The sequence below is a fragment of the Undibacterium sp. CY21W genome, assembly GCF_014284265.1.
Classification (GTDB): domain Bacteria; phylum Pseudomonadota; class Gammaproteobacteria; order Burkholderiales; family Burkholderiaceae_D; genus Undibacterium; species Undibacterium aquatile.
The window spans coordinates 126,021-147,415 of the sequence record NZ_JACOGE010000006.1 but is presented as its reverse complement, the minus strand read 5'-3'; the positions used below and the strand labels follow the sequence as shown (position 1 = coordinate 147,415).

General features: G+C 52.8%; 20 protein-coding genes. 16 read left to right on the top strand and 4 right to left on the bottom strand.

Annotated elements, in window-relative coordinates; genetic code table 11:
* Nucleotides 1-110: 110 nt before the first annotated feature.
* From urtB to H8K29_RS14630, 5 genes are read left to right on the top strand one after another with little or no spacing between them, the layout of a single operon-like run.
* On the top strand, nucleotides 111-1,793 hold the full coding sequence (gene urtB, locus H8K29_RS14650) for an urea ABC transporter permease subunit UrtB (RefSeq protein WP_186898178.1): 1,683 nt from the start codon (nucleotides 111-113) through the stop codon (nucleotides 1,791-1,793).
* The gene (urtC, locus tag H8K29_RS14645; protein ID WP_186898177.1) at nucleotides 1,793-2,875 is read left to right on the top strand and encodes an urea ABC transporter permease subunit UrtC; all 1,083 of its coding nucleotides are present in this window, start codon (nucleotides 1,793-1,795) and stop codon (nucleotides 2,873-2,875) included. Before urtB ends, urtC begins: the two co-directional genes overlap by 1 nt.
* A 20-nt stretch (nucleotides 2,876-2,895) precedes the next feature.
* A complete protein-coding gene (urtD, locus tag H8K29_RS14640; protein ID WP_255423404.1) occupies nucleotides 2,896-3,738 on the top strand; it encodes an urea ABC transporter ATP-binding protein UrtD in 843 nt (280 codons plus the stop codon).
* Between the two features lie 51 nt (nucleotides 3,739-3,789).
* Entirely contained in the window at nucleotides 3,790-4,488 is a 699-nt protein-coding gene (gene urtE, locus H8K29_RS14635; protein ID WP_186898175.1) for an urea ABC transporter ATP-binding subunit UrtE, read from the top strand.
* 30 nt (nucleotides 4,489-4,518) lie between these two features.
* Nucleotides 4,519-5,442 carry an urease accessory protein UreD gene (locus tag H8K29_RS14630; RefSeq protein WP_186898174.1) on the top strand — a complete coding sequence of 308 codons (924 nt, stop codon included), beginning with the start codon at nucleotides 4,519-4,521 and terminating at the stop codon, nucleotides 5,440-5,442.
* A 99-nt stretch (nucleotides 5,443-5,541) separates the two neighbouring features.
* On the opposite strand, the gene H8K29_RS14625 is transcribed toward H8K29_RS14630, so the two are convergent.
* The gene (locus H8K29_RS14625) at nucleotides 5,542-5,775 is read right to left on the bottom strand and encodes a hypothetical protein (RefSeq protein ID WP_186898173.1); all 234 of its coding nucleotides are present in this window, start codon (nucleotides 5,773-5,775) and stop codon (nucleotides 5,542-5,544) included.
* A gap of 363 nt (nucleotides 5,776-6,138) precedes the next feature.
* Between H8K29_RS14625 and H8K29_RS14620 the strand changes: the two genes are divergently transcribed.
* From H8K29_RS14620 to H8K29_RS14590, 7 genes are all read left to right on the top strand, one after another.
* Nucleotides 6,139-6,441, top strand: a complete 303-nt coding sequence (locus tag H8K29_RS14620; RefSeq protein WP_186898172.1) for an urease subunit gamma — start codon at nucleotides 6,139-6,141, stop codon at nucleotides 6,439-6,441.
* Between the two features lie 8 nt (nucleotides 6,442-6,449).
* Nucleotides 6,450-6,776, top strand: coding sequence for an urease subunit beta (locus H8K29_RS14615; protein WP_186898171.1), 327 nt, complete (start codon nucleotides 6,450-6,452; stop codon nucleotides 6,774-6,776).
* Complete coding sequence (gene ureC, locus H8K29_RS14610; RefSeq protein ID WP_186898170.1) at nucleotides 6,773-8,470, top strand: urease subunit alpha; 1,698 nt, start codon at nucleotides 6,773-6,775, stop codon at nucleotides 8,468-8,470. Before H8K29_RS14615 ends, ureC begins: the two co-directional genes overlap by 4 nt.
* Nucleotides 8,471-8,474: 4 nt before the next feature.
* Entirely contained in the window at nucleotides 8,475-8,999 is a 525-nt protein-coding gene (gene ureE / locus H8K29_RS14605; protein ID WP_186898286.1) for an urease accessory protein UreE, read from the top strand.
* A 17-nt stretch (nucleotides 9,000-9,016) separates the two neighbouring features.
* Nucleotides 9,017-9,697, top strand: coding sequence for an urease accessory protein UreF (locus H8K29_RS14600; protein WP_186898169.1), 681 nt, complete (start codon nucleotides 9,017-9,019; stop codon nucleotides 9,695-9,697).
* A gap of 71 nt (nucleotides 9,698-9,768) precedes the next feature.
* A complete protein-coding gene (ureG, locus tag H8K29_RS14595; protein ID WP_186898168.1) occupies nucleotides 9,769-10,440 on the top strand; it encodes an urease accessory protein UreG in 672 nt (223 codons plus the stop codon).
* A gap of 117 nt (nucleotides 10,441-10,557) precedes the next feature.
* Nucleotides 10,558-11,193, top strand: coding sequence for a HupE/UreJ family protein (locus H8K29_RS14590; protein ID WP_186898167.1), 636 nt, complete (start codon nucleotides 10,558-10,560; stop codon nucleotides 11,191-11,193).
* A gap of 23 nt (nucleotides 11,194-11,216) precedes the next feature.
* Here H8K29_RS14590 and H8K29_RS14585 read toward each other — a convergent pair whose 3' ends face one another.
* Nucleotides 11,217-11,852 carry a TetR/AcrR family transcriptional regulator gene (locus H8K29_RS14585; RefSeq protein WP_186898166.1) on the bottom strand — a complete coding sequence of 212 codons (636 nt, stop codon included), beginning with the start codon at nucleotides 11,850-11,852 and terminating at the stop codon, nucleotides 11,217-11,219.
* A gap of 251 nt (nucleotides 11,853-12,103) precedes the next feature.
* Here H8K29_RS14585 and H8K29_RS14580 point away from each other — a divergent pair, with 251 nt between their 5' ends.
* The 4 genes from H8K29_RS14580 (at nucleotide 12,104) to H8K29_RS14565 (ending at nucleotide 19,531) form a co-directional block, all read left to right on the top strand.
* A complete protein-coding gene (locus tag H8K29_RS14580) occupies nucleotides 12,104-13,288 on the top strand; it encodes a lipid-transfer protein (RefSeq protein WP_186898165.1) in 1,185 nt (394 codons plus the stop codon).
* Between the two features lie 18 nt (nucleotides 13,289-13,306).
* Nucleotides 13,307-14,449 carry an acyl-CoA dehydrogenase family protein gene (locus tag H8K29_RS14575; RefSeq protein ID WP_255423394.1) on the top strand — a complete coding sequence of 381 codons (1,143 nt, stop codon included), beginning with the start codon at nucleotides 13,307-13,309 and terminating at the stop codon, nucleotides 14,447-14,449.
* Nucleotides 14,450-14,576: 127 nt separating this feature from the next.
* The gene (locus H8K29_RS14570) at nucleotides 14,577-15,716 is read left to right on the top strand and encodes a CaiB/BaiF CoA-transferase family protein (RefSeq protein ID WP_186898164.1); all 1,140 of its coding nucleotides are present in this window, start codon (nucleotides 14,577-14,579) and stop codon (nucleotides 15,714-15,716) included.
* A 497-nt stretch (nucleotides 15,717-16,213) separates the two neighbouring features.
* Nucleotides 16,214-19,531 carry an amidohydrolase family protein gene (locus H8K29_RS14565; RefSeq protein ID WP_186898163.1) on the top strand — a complete coding sequence of 1,106 codons (3,318 nt, stop codon included), beginning with the start codon at nucleotides 16,214-16,216 and terminating at the stop codon, nucleotides 19,529-19,531.
* A 105-nt stretch (nucleotides 19,532-19,636) separates the two neighbouring features.
* On the opposite strand, the gene H8K29_RS14560 is transcribed toward H8K29_RS14565, so the two are convergent.
* Together H8K29_RS14560 and H8K29_RS14555 are read right to left on the bottom strand one after the other, a co-directional pair.
* Nucleotides 19,637-20,206: a cytochrome b gene (locus H8K29_RS14560; RefSeq protein ID WP_186898162.1), complete on the bottom strand. Its 570-nt coding sequence runs from the start codon at nucleotides 20,204-20,206 to the stop codon at nucleotides 19,637-19,639.
* Nucleotides 20,207-20,452: 246 nt separating this feature from the next.
* Nucleotides 20,453-21,022, bottom strand: coding sequence for an outer membrane beta-barrel protein (locus tag H8K29_RS14555; RefSeq protein ID WP_186898161.1), 570 nt, complete (start codon nucleotides 21,020-21,022; stop codon nucleotides 20,453-20,455).
* Nucleotides 21,023-21,395 lie beyond the last annotated feature (373 nt).

Here is a 21,395-nt window from a genome sequence, read left to right as displayed (position 1 = left end):
CTGGCTTTGATCTGCCAATTTTGGTCTGCCAATGCGGAAGCGGCATGTTCCCGTTTCCGCCTACAACAGAATTTCAAGAAATTTCCACGAATGAATGCGTCTGCAGAACTATGACATTCCAGAAAACGTTGGCACGACTGCTTGTCACTATCCCCGGCATCTTACTTGGCAGATTACGTGACATCTTATGTGGCAGATTACGTGGCATCTTGTTCGGCGTCTTGTTCGCTGTGTTGCTACCGGCAACAGCGCATGCAGCGATCGACGCGAGTCAGCTTAAAGCGCTGGCGGGCGATGATCCGGATGCGCGTATCGCTGCCGTCAATACGATAGCCGCGCTGGCGAATGATGAAGCCGCGAAAGTGTTGACTGCACTTAAAAATGAAGAACTATATTTCAAAGACGATCAGGTTTTTCTGCCTGATGGTGAGCAGTTCATCGCTTTAGCCGATGGCAAAAAAGTCGCTTTGCCTGATGGTGCTGATGTCATTGCGATTAACAATCGCTTGCGTGCTGCAGTCGACAGCGCCTTATCTGGTCTGAAGCTGTTTGCCCCGGAGCGCGCAGTCCGTCTGGCGGCGGCGCATGCGCTGCAAAAAGAAGCGACGCCGGAACAACTGCCTTTACTGAACAAGGCGTATGTCAAAGAAAAAGATCCTGAAATCGGCGCATTGCTGCAAATGCTGATCGCGACTGTGAATCTGCATGCAGAAGATCCCGCCATTCGTAAAGCGGCGGTCAAAACACTCGTCACCAGTGCGAATGCGAATCTGAAACCTGCATTGCAGGAAATGATCACTCAACGTCCGGATGGCAGTTATGCCGAGCCGGACGAAAGCATACGTGTCGCAGCGGTGGCCACCCTGAATGCGATTGACAACCGCATTGCCCGTACCGAATTTGTCGGTAACCTGTTTTATGGCATCTCGCTCGGCAGCGTGTTGTTGCTGGCAGCACTGGGGCTGGCGATCACGTTTGGACTGATGGGCATCATCAATATGGCGCATGGCGAATTGCTGATGATAGGTGCTTACACGACTTATGTTTGTCAGTCACTGTTCCGGCATTTTTTTCCGGAAGCGATTGACGCTTATTTATTGCTGGCCGTGCCAGCCGCGTTTCTGGTCTCGGGCATGGTCGGTATCGTGCTCGAGCGCACGGTGATTCGCTGGCTCTATGGTCGCCCTTTGGAAACCCTGCTTTGTACCTGGGGTATCAGCCTGATGCTGATGCAGGGCGTGCGTTCGGTGTTCGGCGCGCAAAACGTCGAGGTGGCCAATCCTGCCTGGATGTCTGGCGGCGTCACGGTGATGGGCTCGCTGGTGCTGTCTTACAACCGCATCATCATTATTTTCTTTTCGCTGGCCGTGGTGTTTGCGGTTTGGCTGATCCTGAATAAAACCCGCATGGGTTTATTTGTGCGTGCCGTGACGCAAAACCGCCGCATGGCCGATTGTGTCGGCGTAGCGACCGGCAAGATCGATATGCTGACCTTTGGTCTGGGCTCCGGTATTGCGGGTCTGGGTGGCGTTGCTTTGTCTCAGTTGGGGAATGTCGGCCCTGATCTGGGGCAGAGCTATATCGTCGATTCATTTATGGTGGTAGTGCTGGGCGGTGTCGGCCAGCTGGCGGGTACCGTGATTGCGGCATTCGGCCTCGGTGAAGTGAATAAATTTCTGGAGCCGGTGGCAGGTGCGGTGATGGCCAAAATTGTGATTCTGGTGTTCATCATCATCTTTATTCAACGCAGACCGCAGGGCTTGTTTGCACTCAAGGGAAGGAGTGTCGACTGATGCGCCATTTATTTTCACGTCCGGCATGGACGGGCATCGTCGTACTGGCGCTGATCGCAGCGCTGCTGCCGCTGTGCTATCTGGTGTTCCCTGAAGGCCATGCCTTGCATGTGTCGTCGTATGTGATCGGTATCGTTGCCAAGTTCATGTGTTACGCGCTGGCGGCGATGGCGCTGGATCTGGTATGGGGCTATACCGGTATTTTGTCTTTGGGTCACGGCGTATTTTTTGCGCTCGGTGCTTATGCGCATGGCATGTATCTGATGCGCGCGATTGGCCGTGACGGTGTGTATCAAAGCGACTTACCCGATTTCATGGTGTTCCTCGACTGGAAAACTTATCCGTGGTATTGGTCGCTGACGGATCATTTCTGGTATTGCATGGCGCTGGTGGTGCTGGTGCCCGGTGTGCTGGCGTTTATCTTTGGCTATTTCGCTTTCCGTTCCAGAATCAAAGGCGTGTATTTTTCCATCATCACGCAAGCCATGACCTTTGCCTTCATGCTGCTGTTTTTCCGCAATAACACAGGCTTTGGCGGCAATAACGGCTTTACTGACTTTAAACGCATACTCGGTTTCAGCATCACCGCGCCGGGCACCAAAGCTGTGCTGTATCTGATGACCTTAGTGATTTTGCTGGCCGCCTTATTTTTATGCCGCTGGATCGTGCAGTCCAAACTCGGGCGTGTGTTGCAGGCAGTCAGGGATTCCGAATCCCGCCTGATGTTCATCGGCTACGATCCCTTATGGTTCAAGCTGTTTATCTGGACCTTATCTGCGGTCTTGTGCGGCATTGCCGGGGCTTTGTATGTGCCGCAGGTCGGTATTATTAATCCGTCTGAAATGTCGCCGGGAAATTCAATCGAGATGGTGATCTGGGCCGCTGTTGGCGGGCGCGGCACCTTGCTTGGCCCGATTATCGGGGCGTTCACTGTGAATGGGTTGAAGAGCTGGTTTACGGCGGCGTTTCCCGATCTCTGGCTGTATGCACTGGGCTTATTGTTTATTCTGGTGACGCTATTCATGCAACAAGGCATATTGGGTTTAGCCGGTAAATTGCGCAAACGTGGGGAGTCCGCATGACTTACTTGATGAACGGCGTGATGAGCGGCGTATTGCGTCCCGGCCAGCAATACGCATCGGCGACCGGCGATCAGGGTGTTTCCTATGGCAGAGTCCGGCAGCAAGGTGTCGATACCACACATGGCGCGATTCTTTATCTGGAAGATATTGTTGTTTCCTTTGACGGTTTTAAAGCGATCAATCATCTGACGCTGGATATTTCTGTCGGTGAATTACGCTGCATCATCGGCCCGAACGGTGCCGGTAAAACCACCATGATGGATGTGATTACCGGCAAAACCCGGCCTGCATCGGGCACCGCATTTTTTGGTCAGACCATGGATCTGAGCAAAATGAATGAAGTCGAAATTGCGCATGCCGGTATCGGTCGCAAATTTCAGCGCCCCACGGTGTTTGAGCAGCACACCGTATTCGAGAATCTGGAACTCGCCATGAAAATGGATAAGCGGGTCAAGACCACTTTATTTGCCCGCCTGAATAGCGAGCAGCGCGACAAGATCGCGGCGATATTGCAACTGATACGTTTGCAGGGTGAAGAAAAACGGCTCGCAGGTTTGTTGTCGCACGGGCAGAAACAATGGCTGGAAATCGGCATGTTGCTGATACAGGAGCCGCAACTGATTTTGCTGGACGAGCCGGTGGCAGGTATGTCCGATGCCGAGACCGCACGCACCGCCGAATTGCTGAATGAATTGCGCGGCAAACACTCGATCATGGTGGTGGAACATGACATGGGATTTGTGACTGAGATTGCGCAGCAAGGCAAGGTCACGGTATTGCACGAAGGTGCCGTACTGGCAGAGGGCACGATGCAGCAGGTGCAGGCGGATGAACGTGTGATCGAAGTCTATCTGGGGCGCTGAAAATAAGATGATGTCAGGCAGCCTACAGCCGCCGTTTAAATCGGGAAAATCATGCTAGAAGTTAATCAACTGCATCAATATTACGGCTCCAGTCATACGCTGCGCGGCATTTCCCTGTCGCTGAAAAAAGGCGAATGCCTGACCTTGCTGGGGCGTAACGGCGTCGGTAAAACCACCTTGCTCAAATGCCTGATGGGCGTGCTGCCTGCGTCGCAAGGCGAAGTGGTGTTTGAAGGGCGCAATATCAATAAGCTGGCTCCGCATGAGCGGGCGAGAGCCGGTATCGCTTATGTGCCGCAAGGGCGCGAGATATTTGCCCGTCTGACGGTGGAAGATAATCTCTTGATGGGCATGGCCACGCTGCCCGCGAAACGCGCCAAGACGATCAAAGGCGAGGTGTATGAATTATTCCCTGTGTTGAAGGAAATGCTGCACCGGCGCGGCGGCGATTTGTCTGGCGGTCAGCAACAGCAACTCGCGATCGCCCGTGCTTTGCTGGCCGAACCCAAGCTGATTATTCTCGATGAACCTACCGAGGGCATACAGCCATCGATTATCAAAGACATCGGTCGTGTGATCCGGCTCTTACGTGAACGTGGTGATATGGGCATTCTGCTGTGCGAGCAGTATTTTGATTTTGCACGTGAACTGGCCGATCAGTTTGTGGTCTTGTCACGCGGTGAAGTCGTGGCGTCCGGCACACAGGATTTAATGGATGGCGACGATATCAAACGCCATCTGGCGGTATAGTGTGGTTCTTGTTTTTTGTTGTGAGCCTGCATGAGTCTGCCCATCACTGTTACTGCGCCTGTTGCTGAACCTATCTCTGAATCTGCTGCAGTATCTGCACCATCAGCCCCAGAGAAAAGCCACTGGCAGGCACGTTTGCAACTGGGGTTTAGCAAAGATGCGGCAACCACACGCCTGACTGAGCGCCAGCACAGCGGCCCGCTGCGAGTGCAAAAGCCTTTGTATCCCGAAGGTGCAGAGATTTGCCACGCGATCATTATTCATCCTCCCGGTGGCGTGGTCGGCGGCGACCAGTTACAGATCAGCGCAACGCTGAGTGAGGGAGCCCACGCTCTGATCACCACGCCCGGTGCCGCCAAGTGGTATCGCGGCAACGGTTACACATCTAAGCAAGCTGTGGTGCTGCATGTCGCTGACGGCGCGGTCATGGAATGGCTGCCGCAAGAAACCATATTTTTTGATGACGCCTGTGTATCCTTGCATCAGGACATCCACCTCAGCGGCAATGCCGCCGTCATTGCGTCCGATATTCTGTGTTTTGGCCGCACCGCTGCCGGTGAAACCTACACCAGTGGCAGCATCTGGCAACACAGCCGCATCTATCGTGACGGCAAACTGATCTGGTTTGAGCAAGGTTGCCTGGAGGGCGATGGTGAGTCCATGCAAAGTCCGTTGGGGCTTGCTGGTCGCTCCGTCAGTGGCATGGTGCTGGCGGCAGGTGCCATGCTCAGCAGTGCACAGCTTCTGCAATTACGCGAAGAAAGCCGCGCCTTACTGGATGCGCGTGAGCCCCAGGCTTTGTGCGGCGTCACGCAAATGAAGTCAGTGCTGGTGGCGCGTTATCTCGGCAATTCCAGCGAAGTCGCCCGCGCATGGATGCAATTGGTCTGGCAACACCTACGCCCCGTCGTCGCCAGACAACCTGCACGCATACCGCGCATCTGGAATACCTGAACAGCTGATTTTTTAACGGCTTTGTGCTGTTTTAACTGCGACTAATGCAAGTGTTTGTTGCCGTTAAGCAGCGGTTGTGTTGTGTGGCTTTTCCACGAATTATTTTCTCTTACTCATAATCCGAAAATGCAACAGCATTCCCCAAATAATCACAGCCCAAGAAGCCCACATAATCCATACTCCTAGAGTATCGGCTCCTATTAGGGAAACTCCAAATCCCAATAAGCAGCAAAAGAAACCGATTCCGCCAATCGCGATACCGCGCTCTTCTGCTTTAATTTTCACTGCAACCTCACTGATTGAGTTTTCGAATTGATTGGAAGTTTTCGACACTCCATTCGCTAGTGTCTTTTTATACCACGATGCAATCTTGGTATTTATTATTTTAATATTATTTAGTAATTCCGTTTCCCGAAAGCCCGCATAACTTATGGGATTTACTCAAATGCTCTGATATTTTCAGTCGCATCGCCTGTGATAACACCGTGATAGCCAACGGTACCATTCTGTCTCGGTCACCAAGGAAATTCCCGCCCGAATTTCCAATCGCACCAAAATCAATCAGCCTGCACTTATTTGATGCGCCCGCCATTTCTCGGCGGTGCGTTGCCTGTAAACCTTGGTGCGTTCTGGCTGGTTTGATTCTTGCTGTTTCTGTCAACAACACATTGCGTATGCAGATGAGGAAAGCGAACGATGGATTTGAGCCCGAGAGAAAAAGACAAATTACTCATTTTTACGGCGGCGCTGCTGGCAGAAAGACGCAAGGCGCGTGGCCTGAAATTGAATTATCCGGAAGCGGTGGCGCTGATTACTGCTGCGATTATGGAAGGTGCGCGTGATGGCAAAAGCGTGGCGGAATTGATGTCCGAAGGCACGCAGATATTGAGCCGCGCCGATGTGATGGAGGGAATCCCTGAAATGATTCCTGATATTCAGGTCGAGGCGACTTTTCCGGATGGCACCAAGCTGGTGACCGTTCATCATCCGATCCCATAGGAGGCCACATGATTCCGGGAGAAATGCTGATCGCCGACGGCGATATCGAGTTGAATGTGGGACGGCAGACGACGTCACTGACGGTGGCTAATAGCGGTGACCGGCCAATTCAGGTGGGCTCGCATTTTCATTTTTTTGAAACCAATCCGGCGCTGCAATTTGAGCGGCAGGCGGCGTATGGCATGCGCCTGAATATTGCTGCGGGCACGGCGGTGCGCTTTGAGCCGGGGCAGCAACGCAAGGTTGAGCTGATGGCGCTGGCGGGTGAACGGCGGGTGTTTGGTTTCAGCGGCAAGGTCATGGGCGCACTGGATGCGAAGGAGAAAAACGCATGAAAATTTCGCGTCAGGCGTATGCCGAAATGTTTGGCCCGACCACGGGCGATCGTATTCGTCTAGCCGATACCGGTTTATTTATTGAGATCGAAAAAGACTTTGCGATCTATGGCGAAGAAGTCAAATTTGGTGGCGGCAAAGTCATACGCGATGGCATGGGGCAATCGCAGCGCGCGCATGCAGACGTCATGGATACCGTGATCACGAATGCGGTGATTCTCGATCACTGGGGCATAGTCAAAGCGGATATCGGCTTGAAAAACGGCCTGATCGCCTGCATAGGCAAGGCGGGCAACCCTGATATTCAGCCCGGCGTGGATATGGCGATTGGTGGTGCGACCGAAATCATTGCGGGCGAAGGCATGATCGTCACCGCCGGTGGCATTGATTCGCATATCCATTTCATTTGTCCGCAACAGATAGAAGAAGCGCTGATGAGCGGCGTGACGACCATGCTTGGCGGTGGCACCGGGCCAGCGGTCGGTACTGCGGCAACGACCTGTACACCGGGGCCGTGGCATTTGCATTCCATGATCATGGCGGCAGATGCGTTTCCTATGAATTTAGGTTTTTTAGGTAAAGGCAATGTCAGCCTGCCATTGCCGCTGGAAGAGCAGATCCGCGCCGGTGCGATAGGCCTGAAACTGCATGAAGACTGGGGCACAACGCCACAGGCCATCGATAATTGCCTGAGTGTGGCCGACAACATGGATGTGCAGGTCGCTATTCATAGCGACACCTTGAATGAAGGCGGTTTTTTAGAGCACACGCTGGCTGCATTCAAAGACCGTACGATACATACTTTCCACACCGAGGGTGCGGGTGGCGGCCATGCGCCGGACATCATCGCCGCAGTCGGCGAGGGCAATGTACTGCCGTCGTCAACCAATCCGACCCGACCCTACACCGTCAATACGCTGGATGAACATCTGGATATGCTGATGGTCTGCCATCACCTTGATCCGGCGATTGCAGAAGACATCGCGTTTGCCGAATCGCGCATACGCCGTGAGACGATTGCTGCCGAAGATATTTTGCATGACATCGGCGCGATCTCGATGATGTCGTCAGATTCGCAGGCGATGGGGCGCGTTGGTGAAGTGATCATGCGCACCTGGCAAACCGCCGACAAGATGAAACAACAGCGCGGTGCATTACCGGAAGACAGTCGCCATAACGATAATTTCCGCGCCCGACGTTACATCGCTAAATACACGATTAATCCGGCGATCACGCATGGCATTTCGCATGCGGTGGGCTCGCTGGAAGTCGGCAAAATTGCTGATATCGTGTTGTGGAAACCCGCGTTCTTCGGCGTGAAGCCATCGATGATACTGAAAGGCGGCATGATCGCCGCGGCGCAGATGGGTGACCCGAATGCGTCGATTCCCACGCCGCAGCCTGTGCATTACCGCATGATGTTTGGTGCGTTTGGTGGCGGCCTGAAAAAGTCGTTTACCTTTGTCTCGCAGGCGGCATTTGATGCTGGTCTGGCGGAACAACTGAAACTCAGTAAAACCCTGATTCCGGTAAAGAACACGCGCACGATACGCAAACAAGACATGATCCTGAACGGGCTCACGCCGAAGATGGAAGTGGACCCCGAAACCTATGAAGTGCGTGCGAATGGTGAATTGCTGGTGTGTGAACCGGCAAAAATTTTACCGATGGCACAGCGCTATTTTTTATTCTGACATGATGCTGACACTCCAAACCAAAATTGAACGCAGTGAGAATGCGCCTCAGATCGACGGCCAACTCATCCTGCCATATGAATTGCGTGAAAAATCACGTTTGCGTGCGACGCTGCAAAGCGGTGAAGACGTGGCCGTATTCACCGTGCGCGGCACCGTGATGCGGGATGGCGATCTGATGCTGGCAAATGATGGCCGCATTATTCAGGTGCTGGCCGCGGCTGAGCCTACCTACAAAGTCGAATGTGCGAATGCGTTTGCATTGCTGCGTTGTGCATTCCATCTGGGAAACCGGCACACGCAGGCGCAATTGGGCGATGGCTTTTTGCGTATCCGCAAAGACCCTGTACTGAAAGAAATGCTGGAAGGTCTGAATGCTGTTGTGACTGAAGAGCAGGCGAGTTTCGAGCCGGAAGCCGGTGCTTATGGCGGTGGTCATCATCATGGTGGCGATGACATGCATCCGCATAATCCGCTCGCACCGATCCCGTTGCGGCAACGTATACATCGTCCTTCGGATAAACAATAAGCCATAACAATAAGCATATGCAATCCGCCGCCTTACTTCATCTGTTACAGCTTGCCAGCCCGTCGTTGCCTATCGGGGCTTACAGCTATTCGCAAGGACTGGAAGCGGCGATAGAGAATGGCACGGTAAAGAATGAAGCGACAGCGCGGGTGTGGATTGCCACGTATTTGCGCGAAGTCGTTGCCCGCTTTGAAGCGCCGGTATTGTGGCGCCTGATGACGGCATTTCAGCGCAGAGATCAGGCCGCAGTCACTTACTGGAATGAGTTATTTATAGCCGCCCGCGATACCGCAGAGTTTCGCGCAGAAACCATACAAATGGGATATTCGCTGGGCAAGCTGGTGGGTGATTTGCAGATTGCCGATGCGGCGTTGCTGACGATCTTGCAGGCGCAAAGCGAGTTGCCATTGCCGACCGCACTGGCTTGTGCCGCCGTTGCGCTGGAGGTGCCAGCGACAGCAGCTTTGCTCGGCATGTTATTTACCTGGGCAGAAAATCAGGCGCTGGTGTGTGTGAAGTCGATACCGCTGGGGCAGGTCGCAGGACAGCGTTTGTTGCTGTCGTTGCGCGCAGATCTGGAAGCCGCAGCGACGCTGGCCGAACATCTGGAAGACCATCAGTTATCGAACTGGTCGCCGGGTTTGTCGCTATTGTCTATGCAGCATGAAGTGCAGTACAGCCGTCTTTACCGCTCCTGACGTGTTTTACAGATGGAAGTTAAAGATGATGTTTGTCGCCTCAACATGAGAACAACAGGAACAGAATGAATATGAATACAGAAAATATAAACGCAGCAGATATCAGTGCAACAACCAGCAAAAGCGAACCAAATCCATTACGTGTCGGCATTGGTGGCCCGGTTGGTTCCGGCAAAACAGCCCTGTGCGAAATGCTGTGCAAACGTATGCGCGATGACTATGAAATGGCAGTCATCACGAATGATATTTACACCAAAGAAGACATGGAAATTCTGCTGCGTGCTGATGCACTGCCAGCGGAAAGACTGATGGGTGTGGAAACCGGTGGTTGCCCGCATACTGCGATTCGCGAAGATGCCTCAATTAATCTGGAAGCGATTGCGCGTATGAGCGCAGATTTTCCTGATCTCGATTTGATTCTGGTGGAGTCCGGTGGCGATAATCTGGCGGCGACCTTCAGCCCTGAATTATCCGATCTGACGATCTATGTGATCGACGTGGCAGGCGGTGAAAAAATCCCGCGAAAAGGCGGCCCCGGCATCACACGTTCTGATCTGCTGATCATCAATAAAACCGATCTGGCACCGCATGTCGGCGCGAACCTCGACATCATGGCGCAGGATGCTAAACGCATGCGCGGCACACGCCCGTTTGTGTTCACGAATCTGCGCACTGGTGACGGGCTGGAAACGGTGGTGAGTTTCATTCGTGAGCAGGGCATGCTGGATGAAGTCAGACCATAAGTACGTACGAGGAATGACGCAAAATTGCCCCAGCGGTGAGATGCAGTGTTGTGGAAATCCCTCGATATTTTTCTGAAAATTATTTATTCGTATTCATCCAAGCTGAAGGAAAAAATCATGAAATCAGTCACCGTTAAATCCCGCCATTTACTGAGCTTGTTGAGCTTGCTGAGCGCAACGCTGCTCGCCACAACGCCAGCGTTTGCCCACGTCAGCGTGATGCATTCCATCGCCGGAGGCAGTGGCTTTCTGTCTGGTTTTCTGCATCCATTGATGGGTGCAGATCATTTATTGGCGATGCTGGCGGTGGGCATCTGGGCCGCGCAACATCAGCGCCCGGCTTACTGGCTTTTGCCACTGGCATTTCCGCTGATGATGACGGCAGGTGCAGCGCTGGGCATGAGTAGCGTCATCCTTCCGGGCGTGGAAGCAGGCATTGCCGCCTCTGTCTTGATACTCGGTTTGCTGATCGCGGGTGCTGTGAGATTGCCGCTGGCTGCCAGCACGGCGCTGATCGCGGTATTCGCCGTCGCGCATGGTTATGCGCATGGAGTTGAAATGCCTGCCGATAGTAAGGTATGGTCGTTCGGTGCCGGTTTTGTTGTCGCGACTGCCTTGTTACATCTGAGCGGCTTATTCGCGACGATCACCGCAAACCGCTTACTCAGTACAAAATTCAGCGCAAAACTCAGCCGCATCGCCGGTGCCGGCATTGCGCTGAGCGGGCTGTTCTTTGTGTCCGCGATGGCCTGATTTTTATGAAAAGGATGCAGGCGTTATACGGTGGTGGCAAGCTGGATGATGTTCTTCTTTAAGGCCGCATGCACCGCCTGCATTTCTGTCTTTTGCCTGTGCTTGTGATAGCGGAACAACATCAGACCTTCCACCTGCGCGACGATCAGGACGGCGCGCAACATGTACTCGGCATCGCTGACATCCGGGTGCATGCCGCGTATCAATTTATAGATGGTCTTGCGTTCGCGCAAAATCATTGTATCCATCAGCGCCGACGCGAATGCGTTTCGCGCCGCCAGCGCCCATAGTTCAAAAAACAATCCGTGCGTCAGCGGGTCATTCAATTCTTCCAGAAACATATCAATCGCGCTGTTGAGCTGCTCTATGCGCGACAGTTTGCCCTTTGTTGCGGTGATGTGATCGAGTTTTTCCTGAAACGTATTCATGGTCATCAGCAGCACGGCTTCGATCAGTAAATCCTTGCTCTGATAATAGTGCTGCACGTTGCTGAGGCTGATGCCTGCCTGCGAGGCGACTTTGCGCATCGATAAACCAGCGTAACCCTCGGTCGCAAAAATCGCCCGCGCAACACTCAGAATCGCATGCACCCGCTCCATGCCTTTTTCTGTGGTACCGGAAGGTTTGCTTTTCAACGAGGTGTGCAGTGCGTCAGGCATGAATAATGTGTGGAGATAACCGATAGGGTGAATACGTGTGAGGCAAAATTATCCCATAACGATTGACAAATAGTACGACTGACCTATAATTTTTGTTTAATTGGTCGTTTGACCTATTTTATTGCCCGCTTCAGCCCGGCTGTTCTGCGGACGATGCGGCAAAGCTGCAAAGCTGTTAACGAGATTGCGCAGCTTTGCTTAAGCGCAGTTTTACATTATCTATCAATCATAAAAATAATCAGGAGACACACATGAATCAGCGGGTATACGTATCCGGCGTAGGGATGATCCCTTTCGTCAAGCCAGGCACCAGCGCGAGTTACGATCAGATGGGAATGACAGCCGGCCGTCTGGCACTCGCTGATGCAGGCATCAGCTACGATGATATCGAACAGGCGTATGTTGGTTATGTCTATGGCGATTCAACGGCAGGGCAAAAGGCTTTGTATCAGATCGGTATGTCCGGCATACCGATTGTGAACGTGAATAATAATTGTTCGACTGGTTCCAGCGCCTTGTTTCTTGCGCGTCAGGCGATTGCCAGCGGCGCCGTTGATTGCGTGCTGGTGCTGGGGTTTGAGCAGATGAGCCCGGGTGCTCTGGGCTCAGTATTTCAGGACAGACCGAGTCCGTTTGATGCGTTTGATGCCGTGACCGATCAGTTGGTCGGCATGCCGCAGATTCCGCTGGCGCTGCGTTATTTTGGTGGTGCCGGGCTGGCACACATACAGAAATACGGCACCCCGCTGGCGTCGTTTGCAAAGATCCGCGCCAAAGCCAGCCGCCATGCGGTGAATAATCCGCTGGCCTTGTTCCGTCAGGAAGTGACACCGGAAGATGTGCTGAATTCCACCATGATCTGGCCCGGCGTGATGACGAAACTGATGGCATGTCCGCCGACCTGCGGCGCTGCTGCGGCAGTCCTGGTTTCTGAAAAATTTGCCAAAGCGCGTGGCTTGAATACGCAGGTCTACATTGCCGCACAAGCCATGACCACCGATACGCTGAGCACCTTTAATTCCGGTGACATGATGCGCGTAGTGGGTTACGACATGAGCCAGAGTGCAGCGGCAAAAGTCTATGCCCAGGCTGGCATAGGGCCGGAAGATCTGGATGTCGTTGAATTGCACGACTGCTTTGCGCACAACGAACTGATCACTTACGAAGCACTGGGTTTATGCCCCGAAGGCGGCGCGGAAAAATTCATTGACGATGGCGACAATACGTACGGCGGTAAAGTCGTGACCAATCCGTCTGGCGGCTTGCTATCGAAAGGGCACCCGCTGGGCGCCACCGGGCTCGCGCAATGTTTCGAGCTGACTCAGCAATTACGTGGTAATGCCGGTGCCAGACAGGTCACCAATGCGCGGACAGCGCTGCAGCATAACCTGGGGCTGGGCGGTGCATGTGTGGTGACGATGTATCGTCAATCCTGAGGCAGAGAGGAAAATAATATGCAATATACATCCCTCTGGATGACAGCTGAGCTGGACGGTTTCCGCGACGCGATTCGCCGTTTTGTTGAGAGTGAAGTGGTGCCGCATCAGGAACGTTGGGCCAAACAGCAGCACGTCGATCGCGACTTATGGCGCAAGGGTGGCGAGATGGGCATGTTGCTGGCAGATATCCCGGAAGAATACGGCGGTTCCGGCGGCAGCTTTGCGCATCAGGCGATCGTGTTTGAAGAACTGACTTATGCCGGTGACATGGCGTTCGGCATTCATGTGCATGCAATAGTGGCGCACTATATTCTGAATCAGGGCACGGAAGCGCAAAAGAAAAAATATCTGCCATTGCTGGCGAGCGGAGAAATGGTCGCCGCGATTGCGATGTCCGAACCCGGTGCCGGTTCTGATCTGAAAGGCATACGCACTACCGCCTTGCCGGATGCAGATGGTTACCGCATTAATGGCTCTAAAATTTTTATCTCGAATGGCTATCTGGCTGATCTGATTGTCGTGGTCGCCAAGACCAACCCGGATGTCGGCGCCAAAGGCGTTTCGCTGATGTTGCTGGAAACCAGAGATTGCCCCGGTTTTAAAGTCGGTCGTATTCTAGAAAAAATCGGTCAGAAAGGGCAGGATACCTGCGAGCTGTTTTTTGACGATGTGCGCGTGCCCGCCGATGCGGTGCTCGGTGGCGTCGAAGGCAGCGGGTTTGCACAATTGATGACAGAGTTACCGTATGAACGCACGATACTCGGTGTCTCGGGTGTCGCCGCAATTGAGCGCGCTTTGCGCTTGACGGTGGAGCACGCGAAACAGCGCAAGGCTTTCGGACAAGCTTTGATAGAAATGCAGAATACCCGTTTCGTGCTGGCGGAAATCAAAACTGAAGCTACGATTGCCCGTACCTTCATCGATCGTTGCATCGTCGATATGCTCGAAGGCTGCATGGATACGGAGCTGGCGTCGATGGCGAAATACTGGATCTCCGATCTGCAATGCAAAGTGATCGATCAATGTCTGCAACTGTTCGGCGGTTATGGCTATATGCTGGAATATCCAATTGCGCAGATGTATGTCGATGCGCGGGTGCAACGCATTTATGGCGGCGCGAATGAGATCATGAAAGAAATCATCGCCCGCGGCCTGTAAGCGCTTGCACTACAAAGCTGTCAGAGGGTGTCGTTCTGACAGATCGTCGTGTACTGCGTTGACACGACGATGCTGTGGCGAAAATCGTGGCGCACCCTGCATCAGATAAATATTCTCCGGAGGCAGTATGAGTGGTCCATTAAGCGGTTTGCGCATTATAGAAATGGTAGGGCTGGGGCCTTGCCCGTTTGCGGCGATGATGTTCGCCGACATGGGAGCAGAGGTCATACGCATAGATCGCCCGCCGGTGCCCGGTGCGGCGAATCCATTTCCCATGCTGGGCACGAAATATGATGTGATGGCGCGCGGCAGGCGTTCGCTGGCGCTGGATCTGAAGCAACCGCAAGACCGCGCAATTTTGCTGGAACTGGTCGGCAAAGCCGATGCGTTGATAGAAGGATTTCGCCCCGGCGTGATGGAAAGGCTGGGGCTGGGGTCGGATGTCTGCCTGCAGAAAAATCCGCGTCTGGTGTTTGGCCGCATGACAGGCTGGGGACAAGATGGTCCCTTAGCGCAAGTGGCAGGGCACGATCTGAATTACATCGCCTTGAGCGGTATGCTGCACGCGATGGGTCGCCCCGATACGCCACCGGCACCGCCGCTGAATCTGGTCGGTGATTTTGGCGGCGGCGCGATGATGCTGGCGTTCGGCGTGGTGTGCGCTTTATTGGAAGCGAAAACATCCGGGCGCGGGCAGGTTGTTGATGCGGCGATGGTCGATGGTGCATCTTTGCTCGGCGCGATGCTGTATGGCTTCCGTGCTTACGGCGCGTGGAATGATCAGCGCGGCACCAATATGCTGGATGGCGGCGCGCATTTTTACGATACCTATGCCTGCGCGGATGGTAAATTCGTTTCGGTCGGTGCGATAGAACCGCAGTTTTATCAGTTATTGCTGCAGCACGCAGGCATCACCGATCCCGCGTTCCAGCAGCAAATGCACACGCCAGCATGGCCGGAGTTGAAACAAAAATTAGCGGCGGTTTTCCTGACGAAAACCCGGGCCGAATGGTGCGCGATCATGGAAGGCACCGACATCTGTTTTGCGCCTGTGCTCGACATGGCCGAGGCACCGCAGCATCCGCATAATCTGGCGCGGCAGAATTTTATTGAGGTCGATGGCGTGACGCAACCAGCACCAGCACCACGCTTCAGCCGCAGCGTGCCGGATGTGCCGCAGCCACCTGCGCAGCCCGGGCAGCACAGCCAGGACATTCTGCGTGATTGGGGTGTTGCGCCAAACAACTCGGTAACAAGCGCGAGCTGATTTGAACGCTGGTCCGGCTGTCGTGTGACCTCCAAAAATACCCGGGAAATGAAGAAAAAAAGGGAGTATCTGCCATTTTCGCCTTCATCTCCTTATCAATAAAGGGCTTTAAAATATACTGGGGGGAGTATATTTAAGTCGTTTTTGACGTTTTACAGATGGTATGCAGGCAAATTCCCCCTTGTGCTGGCTTGCGCTACTGGTGTCCCTAGGGTTGATGAGTTTCTCTATGGCTGATTTTGGACGACAGAATCTGCGGTCTCTTCAGGCGGTTCCAGAATATTCTTCGTCACCGCGCAAGACGCGACGCCCGCCATCGTGAAATTGAAATGAAACTGCAACTAAACAGTAACTAAATGCGCGTACAACGGGAACTATTTTCCTGTTTCCCGTATCCGATAGACGCCAAATATCATCTGCGCTCAGCCGGTTTCTGCATTTGTGCGAAACAACGGTGGACGAAGGTGAACTGAAAAAAATCAACAGGGAGAAAATTGATGCGTGTTTCCAGATTTTTGCCGGGTGCACTGGCAGTCATGATGTGTTTTCCGGCGGTGTCTTTCGCAGCTGATGCGGTCAAGCCCTTGGCAGCCAATGCCAGCGCGGACAAGAAGCCCGACGCCGACAAGAAAAAATGGGATGTGAATAATCCACCCGGCGAAAAACAAACGGTGAATATCGATACCCGCAGCGGCACCTGGATGAGCGTCGATGTCAGCCCTGATGGCAAGCAAGTGGTGTTTGATTTGCTGGGCGATATTTACAGCTTGCCGGTCAGCGGTGGCGAAGCAAAAGCGCTGACTCATTCGCTCGCCTGGGAAATGCAGCCGCGTTTTTCGCCTGATGGCAAACACATTGCGTTTATGTCGGACGCCGGTGGTGGCGATAATGTCTGGGTCATGGATGCGGATGGCAGCAACCCGCGTGCGGTGTCCAAAGAAGATTTCCGCCTGTTGAATAATCCGGTCTGGCATCCGGATGGAAATTACATCGCCGCCCGCAAACATTACAGCGGCACGCGTTCACTGGGGTCCGGTGAAATCTGGATGTATCACACCAGCGGTGGTGCAGGCATACAACTGAACGAAAAGCCGAACTGGCAAAAAGATCTGGGCGAACCCGCGTTCTCGCCGGATGGCCGTTATGTTTATTATTCGCAAGACACGACTGGCGGCACCTCGTTTGAATACAACAAAGATTCGAATGGGCAGATCTATCAGATTTTCCGCAAAGATTTACAGGATGGTAAAGTCAAAGCCATTGTCAGCGGCCCCGGCGGTGCGGTGCGTCCCGTGCCTTCGCCGGACGGCAAATACCTTGCCTTCGTGCGTCGTGTGCGCAATCAATCCACCTTGTTCCTGAAAAATCTCGACACCGGCGCTGAAACTGCCGCCTGGCCCGAATTGGAACGCGATATGCAGGAAGCCTGGGCGATCCACGGCGTGTATCCTGCGTTTGCGTGGATGCCGGGCAGTAAAGAAATTGTGGTCTGGGCCAAGGGTAAATTATGGCGTCTTGATCCGTTTGCAGGCAAAGCAACTGAGATTGCTTTCCATGTCAAAGATACGCGTGAAATTCGTCCGGCATTGCGCTTCGCGCATGAGGTCGCGCCGGATCAGTTCGATGTGCATCAACTGCGCTGGGTGAATGTTGCACCTGCGGGCGACAAAGTGATTTACTCGGCGCTGGGTCATTTATATGTCCGCGATTTACCGAATGGCACACCACGTCGACTGACGAAACAAACCGAGAATTTTGAATATTTCCCCAGCTTTTCCCGTGATGGCAAAAGCGTGGTTTACACCACCTGGAATGATCAGAAACTCGGTACGGTGAAGGTGCTGGATATCGCCTCGGGCAAAGAGACGTTGATCACGAAAGCACCGGGTAAATATGTGCAGGCCCGTTTTTCACCCGATGGTAAGCAAGTCGTTTTCGTCAAGGCCAAAGGCGGTTACCTGACCACGCCGTGGTATGCGGTCGAAACGGGCGTGTATATCGCGAATGCCGACGGTAAATCTGCGCCGGTGCTGGTGACTGATGACGGCAGCGCACCGCAGTTTGGTAAAGATGGCAGCGCGGTGTATGTGAGCCGCACCAAATACACCGGCGAAGTCGATTGGACAACATCGCTGGTACGTGTACCTTTGGATAAATCACCGGAACAGGCGGTGGCAAAGAGTGAATTTGCCGGTGAGTTTGCGATCTCGCCTGATGGCGAATGGCTGGCATTCGGCGAGCGTTTCCATGCGTACGTGACGCCGCTGCCGCTGGCGGGCAAGCCAATCACGATAGGCCAGAAAATGGATGCGCTGCCAGTCAAACAGCTGGATGTGAATGCTGGCCAATATCTGCACTGGTCGGGTGATAGCAAGAAAATTCATTTTGCGCTGGGCGATGAATTGTTCACCCGCGATCTGAAAGACGCCTTTGCTTTCGTGCCCGGTGCGCCGAAGGAATTGCCGAAATTCAGTGAAAACGGCATGAAGATAGGCTTTGCGCAAAAGGCTGATAAACCAACCGGGGTGACGGTGATTTCCGGCGCAAAAATCGCGACCATGAAAGGCGATGAAGTGATAGACGATGGCCGCATCGTCATCAAAGACAATCGCATTGTGCAGATAGGCAAAACGTCAGAGGTGGCGACGCCTGCCGGTGCCACCGTGATTGATGCGAAAGGCAAAACCATATTGCCGGGGATTGTGGATGTGCATTGGCATGGCGGCATGGGTGAGGGCGGCATTATTCCGCAACAAAGCTGGATCGATTACGCGTCGCTCGCTTTCGGTGTGACGACGATTCATGATCCGTCGAACGACACCAATGATATTTTCACCCACAGCGAATTGCAGAAAGCCGGAGAAGTGGTGGCGCCGCGTATTTTTTCTACCGGCACAATTCTGTACGGCGCAAAAGGCAATTTCAGCGCTGTGGTGAATAGTCTGGATGATGCGATGACGCATCTGAAACGCCTGAAAGCAGCAGGCGCGATCTCGGTGAAAAGCTATAACCAGCCACGCCGCGAACAGCGTCAGCAAATTCTGGAAGCCGCACGGCAGACCGGCATGATGGTGGTGCCCGAAGGCGGCTCGCTGTTTCAGCACAATATGACGATGGTGGTTGATGGTCATACCGGTGTCGAGCATGCGCTGCCAGTGGAAAAAGTTTACGATGATGTGAAGCAGTTATGGTCGCAGACCAAGGTCGGTTACACCCCGACACTCGGCGTTGCTTATGGCGGGCTGGATGGCGAGCATTACTGGTATGCGCGTACTGATGTCTGGAAGCATCCACTCTTGTCTAAATACGTGCCGCGCTCGGTATTGCAACCGCGCAGCGTGCGTCGTGTGACCGCACCGGAAGAGGATTTCAATGTGTTCCGTACCGCGGAAACCGCCGTGGCGCTGCAAAAAGCCGGTGTACCTGTGAATCTGGGGGCGCATGGTCAGCGTGAAGGTCTGGCGGCGCATTGGGAAATGTGGACGCTGGTGCGCGGCGGCATGACACCAATCGAAGCGATCCGTAGCGCGACGATTAACGGCGCGCGCTACCTCGGTCTGGATAAAGATGTGGGCTCGCTGGAACCGGGCAAACTGGCCGATCTGATGGTGATCGATGGCGATGTGCTGAAAGACATTCGTCAGTCTGACCGCATAACTCAGGTGATGATCAATGGCCGCTTATACGATACCGCCAGCATGAACGAAACCGGTGCAAGCAAAAAAGCCCGCAAGCCATTCTTCTTTGAAGGAATCAACGGTGTGAACGTGCCGGTGGAAGCCAATGATTATTCACATAATCATGCAGAAGAATAAGCTGTAGTTTCGTAAAAATTGAATGCAATGAATGAAAGGCATTCCAGGCAGCGAAAGAAGGGAAAAAAAGCCGGTGTTGCAAATACACCGGCTTTTTTTTGAGATTTATTTTCCCAGCATACGCAGCAAGGTTTTATCTTTATCGACAATGTGATGTTTGAGTGCGCCCGCAATATGTAAAACCAAAAGACATATCAGCAGATAGCTGATGTACTGATGGCCTGCCTGACCAAATTTATATCCGGCTTCCCAGATAGGGAGAACTTCATTGAGGCGTTGCGGGTCTGGATTTTCCTTCACGATTTCCAGCCCGAAAATTCCAAAGCCATGTCCGCTGAAACCCGAGTGCATCATACCGAACACGGGAATCAGAACGCTGCCGATGATTAAACCCCAGTGCGTGATTTTTCCTAAAAATTTCTCAACTGGACGATAGTGCCCAGCCGGATGCGGCCAGCCATTCACCGCTCTCCAGATCACACGAAAAATAATCAACACCGACAGCAGTAAGCCTATCGATTTATGCAGGTCGTAGAGATTCCACAGCTCATTTTTCGTCATGATGATGCCCACGCAAAGCAGCGCGACCATACCGAGTGCGATCAGCCAATGCAATACGCGGCTGGTTTTACTTAATCTGTCTGGCTGGTCTTTGGATAAAAAGGAATTCGACATGCTTGTGTACTTTCAGATAATGATTCGGAAGGGCGATCATATCTGAAATTTGCTGTGCCATTAAACAGCGGTGTATTCCTGCAAGTGATGTGATATGAACGATAGGTCGTGACGATCTTCTCGTGAAGATCATCGCTGAGTCAGAGTACGGTCTGGGAGGATCAATATAGCGTGCGTATTTTTCAATAAAAAAAGCATGCCTGAGCATGCTTTTTTTATAATGGATTGCACAAGGCAATCAATGCATCAGAATGCGTATTGAGCACCAACGGAGAAGTTGGAAATCGTTACTTTTGCGCCGTCGACGTCAGCAACTTTTGCATCGCGACGTTCGTATTCAGCGCGCAGGCTGACATTGTTTGTGAGTTGATAAGTCACACCCAAGCCTGCAACTGCTTGAGCGGAGTTTTTGGAAGTTGAACCTGCCAGACTACCGACGGAGACAGAGGTTTCGCCTTTGATGTAGCCGACACCCAATTTAGCAAAGCCAACGAAACCATTGACTGGTGTAGTTTTGAATACGCCAACGAGGTCAACGCCGCTTGCTTTGAATTCGGCCTTGATACCACTGACATTGGCAGTTGCTTTGCCCAGAGAGAAGTAGCTGGCTTCTACAGCGATGTTAGGGTACAGATCCAGTCCGCCCAGTAATTTAAACGCTGTGTCTGATGTGTCGCATTGTGTTGTGCCTTGGCAGTCTGCATTCCATTTTGCCTGACCAACTGTACCGCCAACATAAGCCTGTGCTGACGCGCTTGCGCTCATAGCAAAACCAGTGGCGAGCAGAGCTGCAGCGATAATATTTTTCTTAATCATGTGTAAAATTTTTTTTATAGGGATAAGTAAGTGATGTGCCTGAACGTATCTGACATCACCGGAATCTGACGTTGATTCAAGTCAATTTCATTAAATAAACGCCAATAAACATTTTACATTTTTAACATTGTTGTCGCAAATATAATTATTGTGTTGCATGCAATGTGTATGTTTGAAGCAACTAGTTTGCTTTGAAGAGTCCTTAATTTTGGAAAATAAAAAAATAATGGTCTTTTTTTGTCATTGAGGTAGATATTTTTGCTGCAATGCAGTATATTGGAACTGTCTCCTCCAACACCTCTCAGGTTTTGGATTTAAGCCCGCAAATGCGGGCTTTTTTTTCGCCAGTGAATTTCTTTGTTTGTAAAATCAG